Origin of the sequence: Streptomyces sp. NBC_01214 (genome assembly GCF_026340975.1) — a bacterium.
GTDB lineage: Bacteria > Actinomycetota > Actinomycetes > Streptomycetales > Streptomycetaceae > Streptomyces.
Genome location: NZ_JAPEOS010000001.1, coordinates 1,346,920 through 1,365,646, shown reverse-complemented (window position 1 = coordinate 1,365,646; position 18,727 = coordinate 1,346,920). Strand labels below are relative to the sequence as shown.

At 72.1% G+C, this 18,727-nt stretch carries 21 protein-coding genes, 1 tRNA gene and 1 riboswitch; of the genes, 7 read left to right on the top strand and 15 right to left on the bottom strand.

Features of this window, described 5'->3' with window-relative positions; all coding sequences use genetic code 11:
• Positions 1-20: 20 nt before the first annotated feature.
• From OG594_RS06495 to OG594_RS06480, 4 genes are all read right to left on the bottom strand, one after another.
• On the bottom strand, positions 21-878 hold the full coding sequence (locus OG594_RS06495) for a fumarylacetoacetate hydrolase family protein (RefSeq protein ID WP_266596043.1): 858 nt from the start codon (positions 876-878) through the stop codon (positions 21-23).
• Between the two features lie 122 nt (positions 879-1,000).
• Positions 1,001-1,768, bottom strand: coding sequence for a YidC/Oxa1 family membrane protein insertase (locus OG594_RS06490; RefSeq protein WP_266596042.1), 768 nt, complete (start codon positions 1,766-1,768; stop codon positions 1,001-1,003).
• 114 nt (positions 1,769-1,882) lie between these two features.
• On the bottom strand, positions 1,883-2,233 hold the full coding sequence (locus OG594_RS06485; protein ID WP_266596041.1) for a DUF6412 domain-containing protein: 351 nt from the start codon (positions 2,231-2,233) through the stop codon (positions 1,883-1,885).
• Positions 2,234-2,330: 97 nt separating this feature from the next.
• Positions 2,331-3,188, bottom strand: a complete 858-nt coding sequence (locus OG594_RS06480; RefSeq protein ID WP_266596040.1) for a class E sortase — start codon at positions 3,186-3,188, stop codon at positions 2,331-2,333.
• Positions 3,189-3,244: 56 nt separating this feature from the next.
• Here OG594_RS06480 and OG594_RS06475 point away from each other — a divergent pair, with 56 nt between their 5' ends.
• Positions 3,245-4,240 carry a hypothetical protein gene (locus OG594_RS06475; RefSeq protein WP_266596039.1) on the top strand — a complete coding sequence of 332 codons (996 nt, stop codon included), beginning with the start codon at positions 3,245-3,247 and terminating at the stop codon, positions 4,238-4,240.
• A gap of 14 nt (positions 4,241-4,254) precedes the next feature.
• Here the strand turns inward: OG594_RS06475 and OG594_RS06470 are convergent, their stop codons facing one another.
• Both OG594_RS06470 and OG594_RS06465 read right to left on the bottom strand, forming a co-directional pair.
• Complete coding sequence (locus OG594_RS06470; protein WP_266596038.1) at positions 4,255-4,551, bottom strand: hypothetical protein; 297 nt, start codon at positions 4,549-4,551, stop codon at positions 4,255-4,257.
• Positions 4,552-4,590: 39 nt separating this feature from the next.
• On the bottom strand, positions 4,591-4,782 hold the full coding sequence (locus OG594_RS06465; RefSeq protein ID WP_266596037.1) for a hypothetical protein: 192 nt from the start codon (positions 4,780-4,782) through the stop codon (positions 4,591-4,593).
• A gap of 185 nt (positions 4,783-4,967) precedes the next feature.
• Here OG594_RS06465 and OG594_RS06460 point away from each other — a divergent pair, with 185 nt between their 5' ends.
• Both OG594_RS06460 and OG594_RS06455 read left to right on the top strand, forming a co-directional pair.
• The gene (locus OG594_RS06460; RefSeq protein WP_266596036.1) at positions 4,968-5,504 is read left to right on the top strand and encodes an N-acetyltransferase; all 537 of its coding nucleotides are present in this window, start codon (positions 4,968-4,970) and stop codon (positions 5,502-5,504) included.
• Between the two features lie 34 nt (positions 5,505-5,538).
• Complete coding sequence (locus OG594_RS06455) at positions 5,539-6,606, top strand: hypothetical protein (protein WP_266596035.1); 1,068 nt, start codon at positions 5,539-5,541, stop codon at positions 6,604-6,606.
• On the opposite strand, the gene OG594_RS06450 is transcribed toward OG594_RS06455, so the two are convergent.
• From OG594_RS06450 to OG594_RS06430, 5 genes are all read right to left on the bottom strand, one after another.
• The gene (locus OG594_RS06450; RefSeq protein ID WP_266596034.1) at positions 6,576-7,898 is read right to left on the bottom strand and encodes a DUF445 domain-containing protein; all 1,323 of its coding nucleotides are present in this window, start codon (positions 7,896-7,898) and stop codon (positions 6,576-6,578) included. The genes OG594_RS06455 and OG594_RS06450 overlap by 31 nt on opposite strands.
• Before the next feature lie 925 nt (positions 7,899-8,823).
• Entirely contained in the window at positions 8,824-9,486 is a 663-nt protein-coding gene (locus OG594_RS06445) for a DUF1707 domain-containing protein (RefSeq protein ID WP_266596033.1), read from the bottom strand.
• 105 nt (positions 9,487-9,591) lie between these two features.
• Complete coding sequence (locus OG594_RS06440; protein WP_266596032.1) at positions 9,592-10,560, bottom strand: ATP-binding cassette domain-containing protein; 969 nt, start codon at positions 10,558-10,560, stop codon at positions 9,592-9,594.
• 4 nt (positions 10,561-10,564) lie between these two features.
• On the bottom strand, positions 10,565-11,368 hold the full coding sequence (locus OG594_RS06435; protein WP_266602673.1) for an ABC transporter permease: 804 nt from the start codon (positions 11,366-11,368) through the stop codon (positions 10,565-10,567).
• Between the two features lie 112 nt (positions 11,369-11,480).
• Entirely contained in the window at positions 11,481-12,308 is an 828-nt protein-coding gene (locus tag OG594_RS06430) for an ABC-2 family transporter protein (protein WP_266596031.1), read from the bottom strand.
• 186 nt (positions 12,309-12,494) lie between these two features.
• Between OG594_RS06430 and OG594_RS06425 the strand changes: the two genes are divergently transcribed.
• The gene (locus tag OG594_RS06425) at positions 12,495-14,930 is read left to right on the top strand and encodes a transglycosylase domain-containing protein (RefSeq protein WP_266596029.1); all 2,436 of its coding nucleotides are present in this window, start codon (positions 12,495-12,497) and stop codon (positions 14,928-14,930) included.
• Positions 14,931-14,956: 26 nt separating this feature from the next.
• Here the strand turns inward: OG594_RS06425 and OG594_RS06420 are convergent, their stop codons facing one another.
• The 3 genes from OG594_RS06420 to OG594_RS06410 all read right to left on the bottom strand — a co-directional run bounded on the left by OG594_RS06420 (position 14,957) and on the right by OG594_RS06410 (position 16,194).
• Positions 14,957-15,277 carry a multidrug efflux SMR transporter gene (locus OG594_RS06420; protein ID WP_030158619.1) on the bottom strand — a complete coding sequence of 107 codons (321 nt, stop codon included), beginning with the start codon at positions 15,275-15,277 and terminating at the stop codon, positions 14,957-14,959.
• Positions 15,278-15,308: 31 nt separating this feature from the next.
• Positions 15,309-15,379: riboswitch (guanidine-III (ykkC-III) riboswitch) on the bottom strand.
• Between the two features lie 43 nt (positions 15,380-15,422).
• The gene (locus OG594_RS06415; RefSeq protein WP_030009035.1) at positions 15,423-15,764 is read right to left on the bottom strand and encodes a co-chaperone GroES; all 342 of its coding nucleotides are present in this window, start codon (positions 15,762-15,764) and stop codon (positions 15,423-15,425) included.
• 43 nt (positions 15,765-15,807) lie between these two features.
• Positions 15,808-16,194, bottom strand: a complete 387-nt coding sequence (locus tag OG594_RS06410) for a DUF3618 domain-containing protein (protein WP_266596026.1) — start codon at positions 16,192-16,194, stop codon at positions 15,808-15,810.
• 59 nt (positions 16,195-16,253) lie between these two features.
• On the opposite strand from OG594_RS06410, the gene bcp reads away from it, so the two are divergent.
• The 3 genes from bcp to OG594_RS06395 all read left to right on the top strand — a co-directional run bounded on the left by bcp (position 16,254) and on the right by OG594_RS06395 (position 18,008).
• Entirely contained in the window at positions 16,254-16,721 is a 468-nt protein-coding gene (bcp, locus tag OG594_RS06405) for a thioredoxin-dependent thiol peroxidase (protein WP_266596024.1), read from the top strand.
• A gap of 145 nt (positions 16,722-16,866) precedes the next feature.
• On the top strand, positions 16,867-17,877 hold the full coding sequence (locus tag OG594_RS06400; protein ID WP_266596022.1) for an HNH endonuclease: 1,011 nt from the start codon (positions 16,867-16,869) through the stop codon (positions 17,875-17,877).
• A gap of 47 nt (positions 17,878-17,924) precedes the next feature.
• Positions 17,925-18,008: transfer RNA gene (locus tag OG594_RS06395), tRNA-Leu, on the top strand.
• Positions 18,009-18,097: 89 nt separating this feature from the next.
• On the opposite strand, the gene rdgB is transcribed toward OG594_RS06395, so the two are convergent.
• Positions 18,098-18,712, bottom strand: a complete 615-nt coding sequence (rdgB, locus tag OG594_RS06390; RefSeq protein WP_030009030.1) for an RdgB/HAM1 family non-canonical purine NTP pyrophosphatase — start codon at positions 18,710-18,712, stop codon at positions 18,098-18,100.
• Positions 18,713-18,727: the final 15 nt, after the last annotated feature.

Sequence of the window (18,727 nt, the reverse complement as noted above, 5' to 3'; positions counted from 1 at the left end):
TGTCCGACACCCGTGTCCGACTACGCGCCCTTGAACTCCTGGCGCTGACGGCCGAGACCCGTGATCTCCACCTCCACCACGTCACCGGCCCGCAGGTAGGGCTTCGGCTCCGGCTGGCCCATGGCCACGCCGCCCGGCGTACCGGTGACGATGACGTCGCCCGGGTACAGGGTCATGAAGTGGCTCAGGTACCGGACGACCTCGCCGACCGGGAAGATCTGGTCCGAGGTGTTGCCGTCCTGCTTGAGCCCACCGTTGACCCACAGCTTCACGTCCAGGACCTGCGGGTTCGGAACCTCGTCGGCGGTGAGCAGCCAGGGGCCGAGCGGGGTGAAGGTCTCGCAGTTCTTGCCCTTGTCCCAGGTGCCGCCGCGCTCGATCTGGAACTCGCGCTCCGAAACGTCGTTGACCAGCACGTACCCGCCGACGTGCGCGAGCCCCTGCACCGCGGAGTCCAGGTAGCGGGCGGTGCTGCCGATGACGACGCCGAGCTCGGCCTCCCAGTCGGTCTTCACGCTGCCGCGCGGGATCAGCACGGTGTCGTCGGGGCCGACCACGGTGTCCGGGGCCTTCAGGAACAGGATCGGCTCGGCCGGCGGCTCCGCGCCGATCTCGGCGGCGTGCCCGAAGTAGTTCAGGCCGATGCCCACGACCTTGCCGATGTGGCCGACCGGGGCACCGATGCGCAGGCCTTCGCCGCTCAGGACCGGAAGCTCACCGGACTCGGCCGCGTCCCGTACCCGGGTCAGGACCGAGTCGTCGGCGAGCAGGCCGCCGTCCACATCCGTGATCAGGCCGGACAGGTCACGCAGGGTCCCGTCCCGGTCGAGCAGCGCGGGGCGCTCCGACCCTACGGGTCCGACACGCAGCAGCTTCATGGGCATTCTCCCGTGGTCGTGGGTGGTCGGCCCGGGGCGTGCCCAGGGCCGGCCGATGGGTTGCGGCCATCGGAGGATTTGGTCGATCCTCCAAGATGGCCACCCCATCCGCAAGACCCTGTTCACAGACTGGAACGCTCGCCTCCAACCGTCAGCCGCTCCGCCCGGTCCTTGCGGTACTGGAGCCAGGCCCGCTCCGCCACCGACCACGCAGTGGTGGTCAGCAGGTACAGCCCGGCGGCCAGCGGCACCACGGCGGCCGTGATCAGCGTTCCGAACGACAGCAGGGGCAGTACGCCGCCCAGCTTGCGCATGACCTCCTGCTGTTCGGCACTCACCTCGGCCATGACCCCGCCCCCGGCTCCCGCCTTCGACCCGCCCTTCGTTCCGGCCTTCGCCCCGCCCCTGGGAGCGACCCGACCGGCCGGCTTCTTCGGGTCAGCGGCAGCGGCAGCGGCGGCCGCCGCGACCGAGGCGGCCGTCCGACGCCCCCGCACCGCACTCCAAGCGGCCACCACCGCGATCGCCCCGAACAGCCCGAGGAACACCAGCCCCTGCGCCCCGAACGGGCCGCCCTCGCCCAGCGCCTCGGTCCACCGGGCCCCCAGCGGCGCGGCGAAGAGTCGGTGCCCGAGCAGCTCGTTCACCTTCCCGCCCACCTCGGCGGAGGAGAACGCCTGGTACATCACGAAGAACACCGGCAACTGCAACAGCATCGGCAGGCACCCCGCCGCAGGAGTCGCTCCCCGGAAGGCGGCCCGACTCAGCGGGTGCAGCGCGAGCCGTACGAGCACGGTGAACAGCACGATCGCGGCAGCGGTCGCGGACTGCGCCAGCACCGGCTCCAAAAGCCGGCCCAGCTCAGCAACAAGGTGGGTGAAAACGGACACGCGGGCCCTCCGGAGGGTCTCGTCGAACGTCGAAAGAGATGCATTTCGGCGTGACGACCCGCGAGGGGCGACAACAGTGATCAGTCAGCAGAAGGCGAGAAGTACTGCGCGCCCCTACGCGGCCGTCGGGACGAGACGGCCGGGCGCCCTGGGCCTCGACCGGCCCGAGGCATCGGGATCACGCTGCGGCAGGAAGGCCGTGCGCTGCTCGCGATCACGGATCGCGGTGCGTATTCGGTGCGGCGGCACGGGCCGCACGAGCCGCGCGGCAGCGGCGAGGGCCGCGGTGCCCACGGCGACGGTGGCCGCGAGGGCGACCACCACGGCGCCCAGCCCGCCCTCCCCGGCGAACAGCCCGAGGAGCCCCCCGAGCAGCACGAGCGGGAGCAGCAGGGCAAGGGCCCGCGAGGTCCGCGCGAACAGGGCGCAGGACAGCAGGCGGCCGTCGTGTCGTTGCCGAGCCATACGGACCTCCCCCTCTCCCACTCCCGCGCACGAACTCCCGTACGAGATCGATGGTAACCGGGTCCACCGACAGATCCATCGGCCGGAAGTATCGAGGTCAGGAAGACCTGAGTAGGGTCCCCCAGACCACCAGCCGGTACTTCGAGCTGTACTCGGGCGTGCAGGTGGTGAGCGTGATGTACGCCCCGGGCTCGCTGTACCCCTGGTCCGGTTTCACCACGCTGCGCGGCACGGGCGCGATCACCCCGGTGTCCCGCTCGGTGGTCTCGCTCAGGATCTTCCCGACCACGTACGTGAACCGGCGCCCGCGCACGTCGACGATCAGCTCGTCGCCCGCCCGCAGCCGGTTGACGTACCGGAACGGCTCGCCGTGCGTGTTCCGGTGCCCGGCCAGCGCGAAGTTCCCCTGCGCCCCCGGCCCGGCGGTCCCCGGATACTGCCCGGCGTAGCCCTTGTCCAGGACGGCCCGCTTGTCCACGCCCTGCGCGACGGGCACGACGAGCCCGAGGCGCGGGATGCGCAGCACGGCGTACGCCCGGTCCCGCGCGGAAGGCCCGGCGGGCCCGCCGGTCCCGGCGGCGGGCCGGGCGGCCCGGGTCGCCGCGGGCGCCGCCCCGGAATCCGCCGCCCCGGAATCCGCCGGCCCGCTCGGCTCCGGCCCGCTCGGCTCCGGCCCCGTCGCCGGAACGCCACCGACCCCCGCCCCGGCCCCGGCCCCGGCCCCCGAACCACGGTCGGGACCATCACCCCAGGACCGCTCCAGCGCCCGGACCCGCTCCTGCGCGCCGGCCGCCGCCTGCCGATTGGTCCACCACACCTGATGCACCACCAGCAACAGGACCACCACCCCCACGGTGACGATCAACTCGGCGCCCGCCCACAACACCCCCGCGAGACCGGCCCGGCGCCCCCGCCGGCCGCTCCCCTGCACCACCACGGGTACGCGATCTCGCACGGGCGGCACCCTAAGTCCTCCCCCGCCAACTGACCAGCAGCAGTACGGTGTGAACCATGCGCCCCGACACGCCTGCCGAGCACATCGCCGAAGCCGAGCGCCTCATCCGCACGGCGACCCGCTACCCCGAGGACCAGGAGCCCTTGCTCCTCCAGGCCGCGGCCCACCTCGAACTGGCCGACGCACGCGACCGGGCGAGTGCCCTGTACGACCAACTCCTCTCCTCCTCGCCCGCCGACCCCCACCTGATCAAGGCCCTCCAGGCGGCGAACCTCTGGGAGTACGGCCACGAGGCGGAGGCGCGCGCCCTCATCAACGGCATCCGCGCCGCCTCGCCCAAGGACCCGGCGCCGTGGGAGGTCATCGCGGAAGCCCTGGAGGCCCACGACGAGTTGGAGGCCTCGCACGACTGCTTCACCGAGGCGGCCACCCTCCTCATCGCGGAGGACGACCCGCTGACCCCGGCCACCACCGCCCTGCTCACGGGCCGCCACCGCGTACGCCGCCTCCTCGGGCGCCCGCACGACGACTGGGACATGGTCGCGGACACCCGCCACATCGGCCCGATCCCCCTCGACGAGCTCCACGACCCGAAGCGCATCTGGGCCCTGGGCTCCGACGACCCCGCCGAACTGCGCGCCGAGATCGCCCGCCTGCGCGCCGAACTGGGCGACCGCCGCGCGGCCCTCTCCCGCCCGTTCCCGGTGGCGATCCTGCACTGGCCGCAGCGCGAACTGTCAGAGCTGCTGACCGGCTACCCGACCCTCGCCTCCGAGTACCCCTCGCACGAGGCCCACCTGCGGGACATCGAAACCTCCCTGCGCGCCCTGGCCGCCTCGGGCACCACGAACCTGGGCATCGTCACGGCGAGCGTCCCCTCCTACGAGGCCTTCGCCGCATCGGAGAAGACCTCCCCGGCCTCCCCGTCCCTCCTGGCCGAATACGCCACGACCCTGGCGGCCCGCGGCAAGGCCACCCCGTGGCCCCCGACCCCCACGGCCTCCTGCTGGTGCACGTCGGGCAAGCCGTACTCGGAGTGCCACGGGGGCTGAGAACGCCATGCTCCTCAGCGGTCCGCCGCCGCGTAGGAGGCCGTGGCCACCGCGGCGGCGGCCGTGAAGACGGCCGGCCAGGCGCCGATCTTCTTCGCCAGGGGGTGCGATCCCGCGAACGCGGCGACGTAGGCCGCGCCGAGGAGGGCCGTCGTCGTCGGGGTCGTGCGGCGGTGCCATTCGCGGGCCGCGACGGCGCCGGCGGCCGCGAGGACCACGCCGCCGAGCGGGCGTACGCCGGTCCAGCGGGCCGTGGCGTAGCCGCCGACCAGGCCGGCCGCCGCTAGTGCCGAGGCGGGAATCTGCGCCATCGTGGAGTCCTCCAGCCGTTCGAACGTCTCCGGACGAGGCTAACGCGCGCGCCGCGTGAAGCGGCGCGCGGTCGTCACGCCCAGGACCACGACGGCTCCGCCGAGGACGCCGCGCGGAACGGTGTCCTGGACGGTGCGGGGCAAGGCGGCGATGACGCCCAGGGTGATGAAGAACGCCACGGCGCACGCGGCGAGGCCGACCAGGGCCTTGCGCAGGAGAGAGCTGGACACACGGGTTCAACGCCGGGCCCGGGGCAGCGATACGGGCGGCCCGGGCCACCGTACGGAAGTCGGATTTGTCGCACACCCTCCGGATCCGTGCAGGTGCCCTCCGTGGAACCTCCCCGGCGTAGATTCACTCTCCTACACGGGCGATACGACCCAACCCGCCCAAGCCGGCCCAAGGAGCTGCAAACGTGATCTGTTACGGACCGGCCGTGCTGGACCTCTCGGACGAACTGGCCGACGCCTACAGCGAGGTGTTCTCCGCGCCCCCTTGGAACGAGGACGAAGAAACCATTCGCCAATTCTCCCTGCGACTCCAGGCCGACAGCCGCCGCGCCGGTTTCCGTACCGCCTTCGCGCAGTCGCCCGCGGGCATCGACGGCTTCGCCACCGGTTGGCTGACCCCCAAGACCTTCCCCCGCGACCGCGGCTACGGGCAGGTCTCCGCGCAGCTCGGCCGACAGCGCGTCCGGGAACTCCTCATCGGCGCCCTTGAGATCGACGAGCTCGCCGTACGCCCGCACGCCCGCGGGACCGGCACCGGACGCGCCCTCCTCGCCGAGATCACCGCCGACGCCCCCGACGAGCGCGCCTGGCTGCTGACCGCCCGGATGGCCACCGACACCGTCGCCACCTACCGGCGCCTCGGCTGGCACGAGGTCACCCCGCTGCCCGGCACGCAGAACGGCGTCGTCGTCTTCCTCGCCCCGAACCACCCCTCGGCCTGAGCATCGGGCACGCCCCGCCGGGCATACCCGGGGCATGATCACTCACGGCACTTCCCTCGCCCGCCTCGCCCAGCGGCAGCTCAACATGGCCACCTACCACCAGCTCACGCAGGCCGGGATCCCGGCCGCCACCATCAGCGGCCGCAGCCGCCACGGAGGTCCCTGGCAGCGGCTCCTGCCACGGGTGTACCTCCTCCAGACCGGCCCGCCCGACGCCAGGCAGCAGGCGCTCTCCGCCGTCCTGTACGCCGCCCACCCCGCGGCCGACCCGCTCTCCGGGTCCACCGCCGCGCTCACCGGCGGGGCCGCGCTCGCCCTCCTGGGCGTCCGCGACGCCCCGTCCGAACCGCTGGACGTCCTCGTGCGCGCCCCGCGCTCACCGGCCGCCACCGGCCGGGTCCGGCCCTACTCCACCTCGCGCTGGCCCGCCACCCTCCACATCCGCGGCGTCCCCAGCGCCCGCCCGATCCGAGCCGCCGCCGACTTCGCGGCCCGGACGGACGATGGCGATGCCGATCTGGTGCGCTCCGTACTGGCCAACGTCGTCCAGGGCGGCTGGTGCCACCCGCACGACCTGCACGCCGAACTGCGCGCGGGCCGCGTCCGCGGCCGCCCCGCCGTACGGGCCGCGGCCGCGGAGCTGGTCGCCGGCGTCCGCTCGATCGCCGAGGGCCGCGCACGCGACGCCCTGGCGGCGACCGACCTGCCGGCCCCGCTCTGGAACGCCCGCCTCCACGACCCGGACGGGGCCTTCCTCGCCAGCCCGGACGCGTACTGGACCGAGGAGGGCGTGGCCCTGGAGATCGACTCCGCGGAGTACCACTACACGCGCGACGCCTGGCAGGCCACCCTGCACCGGCGGCTGCGCCTGGAGTCCCGGGGCGTCCTGGTGGCCAGCACGACCCCCGGGATCCTGCGCGGCAGACCGACGGACGTGATCGCCGCCCTGCGCGCCCTCCTGGAACTGGGCGCCGCCCGCCCCGCGCCCCTGCAGGTCACCACCCGCGGGCACGCCCAGCTGGAACTGCCGTTCCCGACGGCCCGGACCCCGGCGGCCCGGACCCCTGCGGTCTACGCCCCGAAGGCGCGGGACACCGTATAGATCAGCAGGCCCGCCAGGGCGCCGACCACCGTGCCGTTGATCCGGATGAACTGCAGGTCACGGCCGATGTGGGCCTCGATCTTGCGGGAGGTGTGCTCGGCGTCCCAGCCCGCCACCGTGTCCGTGATCAGCGAGGTGATCTCGGTCCGGTAGGTGGTGACGACGTAGACGACCGCGCCCTCGATCCAGCCCTCCACCTTCGCCTGCAGGCGGACGTCGGTGGCCAGACGCGCACCGAAGGAGATCAGCGAGGCACGGACCCGCAGGCGCAGCTCGCTCTGCTCGTCCTCCGCCGCCGAGATGATCATCGACCGGATCGCCGACCAGGCGGAGGCGATGACGTCCTGGACCTCGTCGCGCGCCAGGATCTCGGACTTGAGCCGCTCCACCTTCGCGCGGGTCTCCGTGTCCGATTGGAGATCGGCCGCGAAGTCCGTCAGGAAACGGTCCACCGCCCCGCGCGCCGGATGCTCGGGCATGTCCCGCATCTCCGTGACGAAGCGCAGCAGCTCCTTGTAGACGCGCTCGCCCACCTTGCGGTCCACGAACCGGGGGGTCCAGCCCGGAGCGCCGCCCTGGACCGCGTCCGTGATCGAAGCCCCGTGCGTGACGAGCCAGTCGTGGGCCTTGGCGCAGATGAGGTCCACGGCGCGGCGGTGGCCGCCGTCCTCGACCACCCGCCCCAGGGTCTTGCCGATGCCCGGCGCGATCTCGGCGGTCTCGGCGCGCCGGGTGATGGCCTCGCCCACGACGGCCTGCACGTCGGAGTCGCGCAGCACGGTGAGCGCGCCGCGCAGGGCGGCCGCCAGCTCGGCCGTGACCCGGTCGGCGTGCTCGGGCTCGGCGAGCCAGGAGCCGAGGCGGCCGCCGATGCCGAGGGCGTGGAGCCGGGCCCGGACCACGTCGGCGGAGAGGAAGTTCTCCCCGACGAACTCGCCGAGGGTGACGCCGAGCTGGTCCTTCTTGGTCGGGATGATCGCGGTGTGCGGGATGGGCAGGCCGAGCGGGCGCCGGAACAGGGCGGTCACGGCGAACCAGTCCGCGAGCGCGCCGACCATGCCGGCCTCGGCCGCGGCGGCGACGTACGCGGCCCAGCCGCCCGCGCCCCAGGCGTGCTGGGCGTACTTCGCGAGTACGTAGACCAGCGCGACCAGGATCAGCAGCCCGGTCGCGGTGGCCTTCATCCGGCGGACCCCGCGGCGGCGCTCCTCGTCGGCGGCGCTGAACACGAACCCGCCGCGGGTGGGTGGTGGTGCCGTTCTGGTACCTCCGGTGGTGCTGCGGTTCTCCACGTGCTCCTGCCTTCCCCCGGGGGCGCCGGTTTTGTCTGCATAGCATCCGACTCCTGGGCGGGACGAGGAGTTCCCGCCACGCCAGTCCGCTCCCGCGGGGGCGACGATGACAACCCGGGGCGCGGCCCCGGGTACCCCGACGCCCCCGGCGCGCCGCCGAGGCGGTCCCCCAGGACCGGGCCGTCCGGGCACCCCTGACCCCCTAGGGCCAGCCGCCGACAGGCCCGCGGGCACGACCCGGGCGGCGCCCGCTCACTCCCGCTGCGGCAAGTCCGGGCGGCGAACCGCGCCGGCCCGCGCCGGCCTGCCGGCCGGAATCCGGGCGCGGTGCGGGCCGGCCCGCGCTGGCCTGCCGGCCGAAATCCGGGCGCGGTGCAGGCCGGCCCGCCCTGGCCTGCCGGCCGAAATCCCGGCCCAGGGCGGGCCGGTCCGCGCTGGCCTGCCGGCCGGGATCTGGGCGCGGTGCGGGCCGGTGCGCGGGGCCGCGGAGGGGTGTCTCCTCGGCTCGGCGCCTACGAGCCATCTCGGTTGTGCTCAGTGGTCGCGCGCTCGTCCTGCGGGGACACCCCTCCACTTCCCCGCTCCCCACGCGTCGGGGCGGCTTCGGGGCACTGTCGGAGCCTTGCCGTGGGGTGGGGACACGGTGGAGTGTCCCCGCAGGACGAGCGCGCACCACCGAGCACCACCGCGACATGCCGCACCGCGCGAGCCGAGGAGACATTCCGGCGGGGCACCGCCCCACACCACCCAGCCCCGCCGGCGCTTGAGGCGCGGGGTCCGGGGCAGAGCCCCGGCACCACCGACCGGCGGAAGCCGAAACCACACCGCCACCCCGGCGGGAGCCAAAGGGCAGAGCCCCGGCACCACCGACCGGCCGGAGCCGAAACCACACCGCCACCCCGGCGGGAGCCAAAGGGACGGGACCCTACAGCTCCTTGCGGAGGGACGGGCCGTCCAGCGGGCGCTTGCGCTTCTTGACCTTGACCTCCACGCCGCCCCAGAAGGCGAAGCCCGTCACGACCACCCGCGGCGCACCCGGCTCCGACGGCCCCGGGGTGTCGCGCTGGTCGAAGGCGCCCATGAAGCCGAAGCCCCGGACGTCCACTTCCACCCCCGGCGGCACCGTGATCTCGATGCCGCCCATGATCGCGACGCAGTTGATCACCACCTCGCGCTGCGCGAAGTCCGCCTCGCGCAGGTCCAGCTCCCCGCCGCCCCAGAACGCCACCGCGTCGAACCGCGCCGGCACCGTCCACCGGCCCTTGCGCTGGAAGCCCGACATGACCGCGACGGCCACCGCCGAACTGCCCCCGCCGCCGATCCGGCCCGTCCAGGGCTCGGCCGCCGCCGTCGGCGGGGCCACCGGCCCGCCCAGCGGCCCGCCCGCCGGCGCCGGCAGGTCCCGCGTCAGCGGTTCCAGTTCCGCGTACGTCCGCGACTTGTACGCCGCGTCGAGCCGCTCCTCGAACTCCTCCATGTCGAGCCGGCCCTCGGCGACGGCGTCCCGCAGGCGCTCCACCACCCGGTCCCGGTCGGCGTCCGACGCCCTCAACTCCGGCAACGGCTTCTCCGGCCGCTCGTCACTCATGTGGACCAGACTATGCAGGGTTGTCGGCGAGTTGTACGGCTCGGCCCCTGAGATCGTCCCCAGATCGTCCCCGGTTTTCCCCTGACGCGGGGGACGCGGGAAACCTCAGCCGCGCCCCGCGTACATCCGCGCGATCACGTCCTCGATGTCCGGCTCCCGCACCGACAGGTCCACCAGCGGGTAGTCCGCCGCCACCGCCGCCACCAGCGGCGCCGCCGACGCCCCCGCCGGGAACGCCAGCCACTGCCGCGGCCCCTCCACCTTCACCACCCGCGCCCCCGCCACGCTGATCGGCGCGAGCTCCCGCTCCAGGTCCACCACCAGCGTCCGCTCGCTCTCCCCCGCCGCCCCCGCCTCGTGCAGCCCGCCCAGCGGGCCGTCGTACATCAACCGCCCGTGGTCGATCACCATCACCCGCTCGCACAGCTGCTCGATGTCCTGGAGGTCGTGCGTGGTGAGCAGCACGGTCGTACCGAGTTCCTCGTTCAGCTGCCGCAGGAAGCCCCGTACCTTCGCCTTGCTCACCACGTCGAGCCCGATCGTCGGCTCGTCCAGGTACAGCACCTCCGGATCGTGCAGCAGCGCCGCCGCGATGTCCCCGCGCATCCGCTGCCCGAGCGACAACTGCCGTACCGGTACGTCCAACAGCTCGGCCAGGTCGAGCCGTTCCACGCAGCGCTCCAGGTTCTCCTCGAACCGCGCCCTCGGCACCCGGTACAGCCGCCGCATCAGCCCGTACGAGTCCTTCAGCGGGAGGTCCCACCACAGCGTCGTGCGCTGCCCGAACACCACGCCGATGCGGTGCGCGAGCCGCATCCGCTCCCGCGCCGGGTCGATGCCCGCGACCCGCAGCCGGCCGCCGCTGGGGGTCAGGATGCCGGTCAGCATCTTGATCGTGGTCGACTTCCCGGCGCCGTTGGGCCCGATGTAGCCGACCACCTCGCCCCGGGCGACCTCGAAGCTGATCCCGTCCACCGCCCTGACCTGGCGTTTCTCCCGGCGCATCAGGCCCACCCGGCGCCGTACGTCAAAGACCTTCTCGACCCCGTCCAACGAGATCAGCGCATCCGCCACAGCTCTAGCTCCCCGTGCTTCGGTACGAACGGACTCCCGCGCGCCACACCAGCGACGCGGGCAGGAACACCACGAAGGCCACCAGCGGGCTTAGGTACGCGACCCAACCGGGCAGGCCCAGCGGATCGGGCCGCCCCAACACGTGCAGCGCCGGCAGCCAGTTGACGAAGGCCAGCGGGACGATGAAGGTCACCCCGCGCAGCAGGTCCTTCGCGAAGACCGTCGGCGGGTACTGCAGCATCGTGCAGCCGCCGTAGGTGAAGGAGTTCTGCACCTCGGCCGCGTCCCCGGACACGAACTGGAAGGCCGCACCGGCCACCATCACGGCCCCGAAGATGGCCGCCCCAGCGAGCACCATCACGGGCACCAGCAGCACCTTCCCGACCGTCCAGTCCACGTCCAGGGTCCAGACCGCCCAGCCCATCACCCCGACCCCCTGCCCGATCCGGCCCAGCCGGCGCAGCGCGAACCGGTCCGCCGCGACCTGCGCCAGCACCGGGACCGGCCGCACCAGCATCGTGTCGAGCGAACCGTCGCGGATCCGGGCCCCGATCCGGTCGGTGTTCCCCAGCAGCAGGTCCGCCAGGCCCAGGGAGGCCGAGCAGGACCCGTACAGCAGGGCGATCTCGGGCAGCGCGAAGCCGCCGAGGGCGTCCACGTGGGAGAACATGATGGAGATCGCGACGAAGTCCAGGAGCGTGATCGCCGCCTGCCCGAAGGTCGTCAGGACGAAGGACGTCCGGTACGTCATCGTGGAGCGGATCCACATGCCCACGATCAGCCGGTAGCCGCGCAGCCCCTCCAGCATCGGGCCGCGCCGCCCCGCCCCCGCCACCGCGGCGTCCCGCGCCCCCTCCCGGCCCCGCTCCCGCGCCCGGTCAGGTGCACGCGCCGGTACCGCCTCCAGCTCGGCCTCGGCCTCAGCCACCCTGGACCACCACCTTCCGCGTCGCGGCCGACTGCAACAGCCGCCCCGTTCCCAGCAGTACGAGCACCCACCCGGCCTGGAAGCCCAGCGCCCCGGCCGCGTCCCCGGCCCCCGCGTGTTCGCCCAGCAGGACGTCCATCGGCACCTGGAGCATCGCCGCCCACGGCAGGGTCCGTACGAACTCGCCGAACCCGCCCGGGAAGACGGTCAGCGGCAGCAGCATCCCGGAGAAGAAGATCGAGGCGACGGTGGCCATGACGTTGATCCCCGCCCCGTCCATCAGCCAGAAGGCCACCAGACCCACCATGTAGCGCAGCGCGAAGCTCACCACCAGTGCCAGCAGGACGGACACCAGGAACAGCAGCCAGCGCACCGGATCGACGGGCAGCGCCAGCGGGAACGCCAGCGCCCCCGCCACCAGCGGCAGCACCCCGCGACCCACCAACTGGAAGCCCGCCCGGCCCAGATCGGCCGCGAGCCACCACAGCTGGAGGTCCGCGGGCCGGTAGAGGTCGACCGCGATGTCGCCCGTCCGGATCCGCTCCTGGAGCTCCTCCTGGAAGCCGCCGCCGATCAGGGCGGCGGCGGCGAGCAGCGATTGGCTCACCCAGACGAAGGTCAGCGCCTGCGCCTGGTCGTAGCCGCCGAGTCCGGGCCGCTCGTCCCAGAGCGCGATGTACGTGTAGGCGACGATGAACCCGAACACGGTGTTGGTGAACACCCCGGCCGCGGTTGCCGTCCCGTAGGTGGCGTAGCGCCTGAATCCGCCCGCCGCGACCGCCAGGTAGAGACCCGCCGTTCGAAGCGCTCCGTTCCGCACTCTCCGGCGCACCGTATCCCTCCGTTTCCCACGTCGTTCCTACGTCGGCCAAAGCGCGCGAGCTTAGTACGGAGGGGCGAGCCACGCGACCGATTTATGCCCGTCCGGGGCGGAATCAGTGGCCATCGGGTAGACAGCATGAGGTACGGAAGTGGATGTTTTGAACGGCGTCGAGGAGTCCTGGAGATGAGCGACCAGTCACCACCACCGGGCTGGACCCCTCGTGACCCCGACACCCCGCCCGAGGTACCGCAGCCGCGGACGGAACCGCCGACCCCACAGCAGGCACAGCAGGCACAGCAGCCACCGCACCGGGGCGGTGGACCGGGGAAGGAGGCCCGGCGCCGGAGAACCGGCTGGCGCCGCTTCCTGCCCACCTGGCGCACGGTCCTCGGCGCCGTCCTGCTCTTCGCCCTGCTGATCGGCGGCGCCCTCGTGGCCGGCTACCTGCTGGTCGACATCCCGCCGGCCAATGCCGCCGCCACCGCGCAGTCCAACGTCTACCTCTACTCCGACGGCTCCCACATCGCCCGCGACGGCGAGGTCAACCGCGTCAACGTGCCGCTGTCGCAGGTCCCCCGGACCGTGCAGGAGGCCGTACTGGCCGCCGAGGACCGGGACTTCCACTCCGAACGGGCGGTCGACCCCAAGGCGATGCTCCGCGCCGCCTGGAACACCGCGACCGGCAAGGGCACCCAGTCCGGTTCGACCATCACCCAGCAGTACGTCAAGAACTACTACTTGGGCCAGGAACAGACGATCAAACGAAAGGTCAAAGAGTTCTTCATCGCGATCAAACTCGGTCGTGAGAAGTCGAAGAACTACATCCTCGAGGGCTACCTCAACACCAGCTACTTCGGCCGAAACGCCTACGGCATCCAGGCCGCCGCCCAGGCCTACTACGGCAAGGACGTAGGCAAACTCACCACCGCCGAGGGCGCCTACCTCGCCACCCTCCTCAACTCCCCCAGCGCCTTCGACGTCGTCTCCCACCCCCAGAGCCGCCCCCGCGCCCTCGCCCGCTGGAACTACGTACTCGACGGCATGGTCAAGAAGGGCTGGCTGACCCCCGCCGAACGTGCGACGACGCAGTTCCCCGAACCGGGCAAGGTCCGCGCGGCCGCCGGCCTCTCCGGCCAACGCGGCTACCTCGTCGAAGCGATCAAGGACTACATCGTCGACAACGAGATCCTCGACGACAAGACCCTCGCCGAAGGCGGCTACCGCATCACCACCACCCTCGACAAACGCCGCCAGACCGCCCTCGTCGGCGCCGTCAACGACCAGATGGTCAGCAAGCTCGAACCCGAGAAGCGGGGGGCCGACCGGCTCGTCCGGGCCGGCGGGGTCTCCCTCGACCCGGCCACCGGCAAGGTCCTCGCCATGTACGGCGGCATCGACTACACCAAGCAGTACGTGAACAACGCGACCCGCCACGACTACCAGGTCGCCTCCACCTTCAAACCCTTCGTCTTCGCCTCCGCCGTCGAGAACGACTCCCGCACCCAGGACGGCCGCCGGATCACCCCGAACACGATCTACAACGGCGACAACAAACGCCCGGTCGTCGGCGGCCGCATCCGCTTCGCCCCCGAGAACGAGGGCCAGGTCTCCTACGGGAACATCAGCGTCAACACCGCCACCGACCTCTCCGTCAACGCCGTGTACGCACAGATGGCGGTCGACGTCGGCACCGCCAAGGTCAAGAAGACCGCCATCGACCTCGGCGTCCCCGAGAACACCCCCAACTTCGTACCCGGCCCGGCCATGGCCCTCGGCACCCTGCAAGCCAGCGTCCTGGACATGACCCAGGCCTACGCCACCCTCGCCGACCACGGCCGACGCACCCCCCACACCTTCCTGGAAAAGATCACCAAGGGCGGCGACACCATCAGCCTCCCCCAGCGCACCCCCACCCAGGCCATCAGCCGCGAAGCCGCCGACACCACCACGTCCATGCTGGTCAGCGTCGTGGACAACGGCACGGGCACGGCCGCCCTCGCCGCCGGCCACCCGGCCGCGGGCAAAACCGGCACCGGCGAACTCGACCGCTCGGCCTGGTTCGCCGCCTACACCCCGGACCTGGTCACCGTGATCTCCATGATGGGCCAGGACCCGGACACCGGAACCCTGGAATCCCTCTACGGCGCCCTCGGCGAGGCACGCATCGGCGGCGGCGGCTACCCCGCCCGGATCTGGGCCGCGTACACCAAGACCGCCCTGGAAGGCATCGACCCCGTCGACTTCGACCTGGAACTCCAGCCCGGCGCCGCCCCGCCCCCGCCGCCGCCCAGCCCGGAATCCAACCCGCAGCAGGAAACCCCCGGCGAACCCTCGCCCAGCACCCCCGAGCGCCCCGCCCGGCCCTCACCGTCGAACCCCACGGGCGGCCGCAACCAGGGCGGACAGAACAACGGGGGCCAGAACCAGGGCGGACAGGACAACGGCGGCCCGGCGAACGGGGGCCAGGAAAACGGCGGCCAGGACAACGGCGGCACCACCCAGGGCGGCGAGCAGGGCGGCACCACCCAGGGCACGCAAGGCAGCACCCAGGGCAGTGCGCAGGGCAGCGACGGAGGCCCCGCAGAAGGCCTGCGCCCGCCGTCGGCGTTCCTGGAGTAGAACAGGTCCCGGCCCGGCAGGGCCGGTCAGTGACCGGAGGTCGCCTTCAGCCCCACCACGGCGACCAGCAGCAGACAGATGAAGAAGATCCGGGCGGCGGTGACGGGCTCACCCAGCACCGCCATGCCGAGCACGGCCGCCCCGGCGGCACCGATGCCCACCCACACCCCGTACGCCGTACCGATGGGCAGGGTCTTCGCGGCGTACGACAGCAGCACCATGCTCGCGACGATCCCGGCACCCGTGAACACACTGGGCCACAGCCGGGTGAAACCTTCGGTGAACTTCATGCCGATCGACCAGCCGACTTCGAGCAGACCGGCGACGAGAAGAAGAACCCATGCCATGACGGCACCTCCGAGACAACGAGCGGTACGGGGTGCGTCGTCTTGTCGTACCCGGTACGGCGCGTCTCGTCGGGGTTCTCCCCCACCGTAGCAAAAGGCCGCGAAAAGGGCCGGTGACCTGGGCCACCAGCCCTTGTTCAGCGCCTCAGAGGTACAGCCCCGTGGAGTCCTCCGACCCCTCCAGCCGCTCCGCGGCCACGGCGTGCAGGTCCCGCTCGCGCATCAGCACGTACGTCGCGCCGCGCACCTCGACCTCGGCACGGTCCTCGGGGTCGTACAGCACCCGGTCACCGGGCTCGACCGTCCGGACGTTCTGCCCGACCGCGACCACCTCGGCCCAGGCCAGCCGCTTTCCCACCGCGGCCGTAGCGGGGATCAGGATGCCGCCGCCCGAGCGCCGCTCGCCCTCCGGCAGATCGGACTTCACGAGCACGCGGTCGTGCAGCATGCGAATGGGCAGCTTGTCGTGGGTGGTGTTCTCGCTCACGCCCCGAACCTACCTGCCCGCGCCCGTCCCGTACCGCTCAGGGTCATCCGCGCTTGCGGCGCGCCGACACCACGAACAGACCGACCAGGCTCACGGCGACCAGCGCCATGGGTACGATCCGGTCGACGCGCGGAGCCCCGTCGTCGTGGCGCAGACCGTCGCGCAGGTCCGTCACGAACCGGTTCACCGTGGCGAAGGCCCGCCCGGCGGTCTGGTCGACGGACGAGGCGACCCGTGCCTTCGCGTCCCCGATGATCGTCTTCGGGTGCATGCGCACGCCGATCTCGTCGAGCGTCTCGGCGAGCTGCTCACGGCGGCGGACGATGTCCGCCTCGATCTGTGCGGGGGTCCTGGCTTCCTGTGCGGGGGTCCTGGCTTCCGGCACCGCGCTGCCTCCGTCGTCGTGGTCGTGTGGGGCGTAGTCCGCCATGAACAGTCTGTCAGCTTAGTCTCATGGCATACCGATCCCCTCCCGAGGAGAGTGTCACGATGAGCGAGCGACTCCAGCCGGGCGACACCGCCCCCGCCTTCACCCTGCCCGATGCGGACGGCAACGAGGTCTCGCTCGCCGACCACAAGGGCCGCAAGGTGATCGTCTACTTCTACCCGGCCGCGCTGACCCCGGGCTGCACGAAGCAGGCCTGCGACTTCACGGACAACCTGGCCTTCCTGACGGGACACGGCTACGACGTCATCGGCGTGTCCCCGGACAAGCCGGAGAAGCTGGCGAAGTTCCGCGAGAAGGAGGACCTGAAGGTCGCCCTGGTCAGCGACCCGGAGAAGGAGACGCTGACGGCGTACGGCGCGTACGGCGAGAAGAAGCTGTACGGCAAGACGGTCACCGGGGTCATCCGCTCCACGGTGGTCGTCGACGAGGAGGGCAAGGTCGAGCACGCCTTCTACAACGTCAAGGCCACGGGCCACGTAGCCAAGATCATCAAAGACCTGGGCCTCTAACTCCACCCTCCCCTCGACAAGCGGCCCGCACCCCACCGGTGCGGGCCGCTCCGCTTATCGGACGAAATAGCCCGTAACCGTCCGCCTTCCGGTGCCGTTACTCCGTACGAGCGCCGCACACGCGGCCGAACGTACGGGGGCGAAAGTGAACGACTCGCACGAGCAGCAGGCACTGGCTTCGGCCGTTGCCGATTCGAAGAGCTGGGCCGATCTGATGAGGCGGCTCGGACTGAGGGCCAGTGGCGGACAGCGCCGGGCACTCCAGGCCAAGGTGAAGCTCTACGGAATCGACGCCGGCCACTTCGCAAACCGGAGCTTCCGGCACACCTACACCGACGAGGCCATCGCCTCGGCCGCAGCCTCTTCCGCGACCGTCCGTGAGGTCGCACTGAAACTCGGCGCCCGACCGGCGACCGGCACCTTGTCGCACATCGTTCGCCGCATGGACGCGGCAGGCATCGACGCCAGCCACTTCAAGGGCGCGCAGCGTGATCGCGTCGAGTTGCCCTTCACCACGGAGGAACTCAGGGACGCCGCTGCCACCTCCGACAGCATCAGGGGTACGGCGCGCACGCTGGGCATGACCGACGACGGCCGGTCGCGTGCCGCACTCGCGAGGGCGCTGAAGGAGCAGGACATCAGCACCGCCCACTTCCGGAACACGCGCCTGCTCATCCCCGAGGCCGAGTTGCGTGCGGCCGTTCCGGGCGCTACGAGCTATGCGGACCTCATGCGTGCACTCGGCATCGAGGTCAACGACGTGAACCACCGTCGACTGCGACGCAAGGTGGCACAACTCGAACTGGACGTCCGCCATTTCACGCGCCGCCCGTGGAGCAGGCGTCCGGCGGCGACAGCCGAGCCCATCGCACTGGCCGTACTCACCCTGCGCCCGGAGGGGTCCTCGCGACCCAAGCGCTCCCGGCTGCATCAGGCCCTGCAGGAAGTCGGGGTCCCCTACGCATGCGCCGGCTGCGGGAATCTCGGCGAATGGCATGGGCGACCGCTCACCCTTCAGATCGACCACGTCAGTGGCGACTGGCTCGACAGCCGACGCGAGAACCTCAGGTACCTCTGCCCCAACTGCCACGCCCTGACAGACACGTGGTGTCGGAAGCGTCCCCCCAGGGCTGACTCCAGCTCCAGTCGCCCGTAGACTGGAGCGACCCAACAGGGCGCAATGTCCGAATTGGGCCACATGTCGCGGTTGTGGTGGAATTGGCAGTCACGCTTGGTTTAGGTCCAAGTGGGGTAAAACCCGTGGGGGTTCGAGTCCCCCCAACCGCACATCTACGCCGAAGGCCCCGTACGTAGTTGTCACGTACGGGGCCTTCGGCGTGTCCGCGTCCCGGCGACGGCCGCCGGATCGGTCCGCGTCAGCCCAGGAGGGCGCGGACGAAGGGGACCAGGGCCCGGAAGGCCTGGCCGCGGTGGGAGATGGCGTTCTTCTCCGCCGGGGTCAGTTCCGCGCACGTGCGGGTGTCGCCCTGCGGCTGGAGGATCGGGTCGTAGCCGAAGCCGCCGGTGCCGGACGGGGTGTGGCGGAGGGTGCCGAGGAGGCGGCCCTCGACGACGCGTTCGGTGCCGTCCGGGAGGGCCAGGGCCGCCGCGCACGCGAAGTGGGCCCCGCGGTTCTCGTCGGCGATGTCGCCGAGCTGGGCCAGCAGCAGGTCCAGGTTGGCCTTGTCGTCGCCGTGGGTGCCGGCCCAGCGCGCCGAGAAGATGCCGGGAGCGCCGTGCAGGACGTCCACGCAGAGGCCGGAGTCGTCGGCGACCGCCGGGAGGCCGGTGGCGCGGGCCAGGGCGTGGGCCTTGAGGAGGGCGTTCTCGGCGAAGGTGACGCCGGTTTCCTTGACGTCCGGGATCTCGGGGTACGCGTCCGCGCCGACCAGCTCGTGCGGCAGGCCGGCGTCGGACAGGATCGCGCGGAGTTCGGAGACTTTGCCCGCGTTGCGGGTGGCCAGGATGAGGCGGCTGGGCGTCGAGGTCATGCCCCCATTATCCGG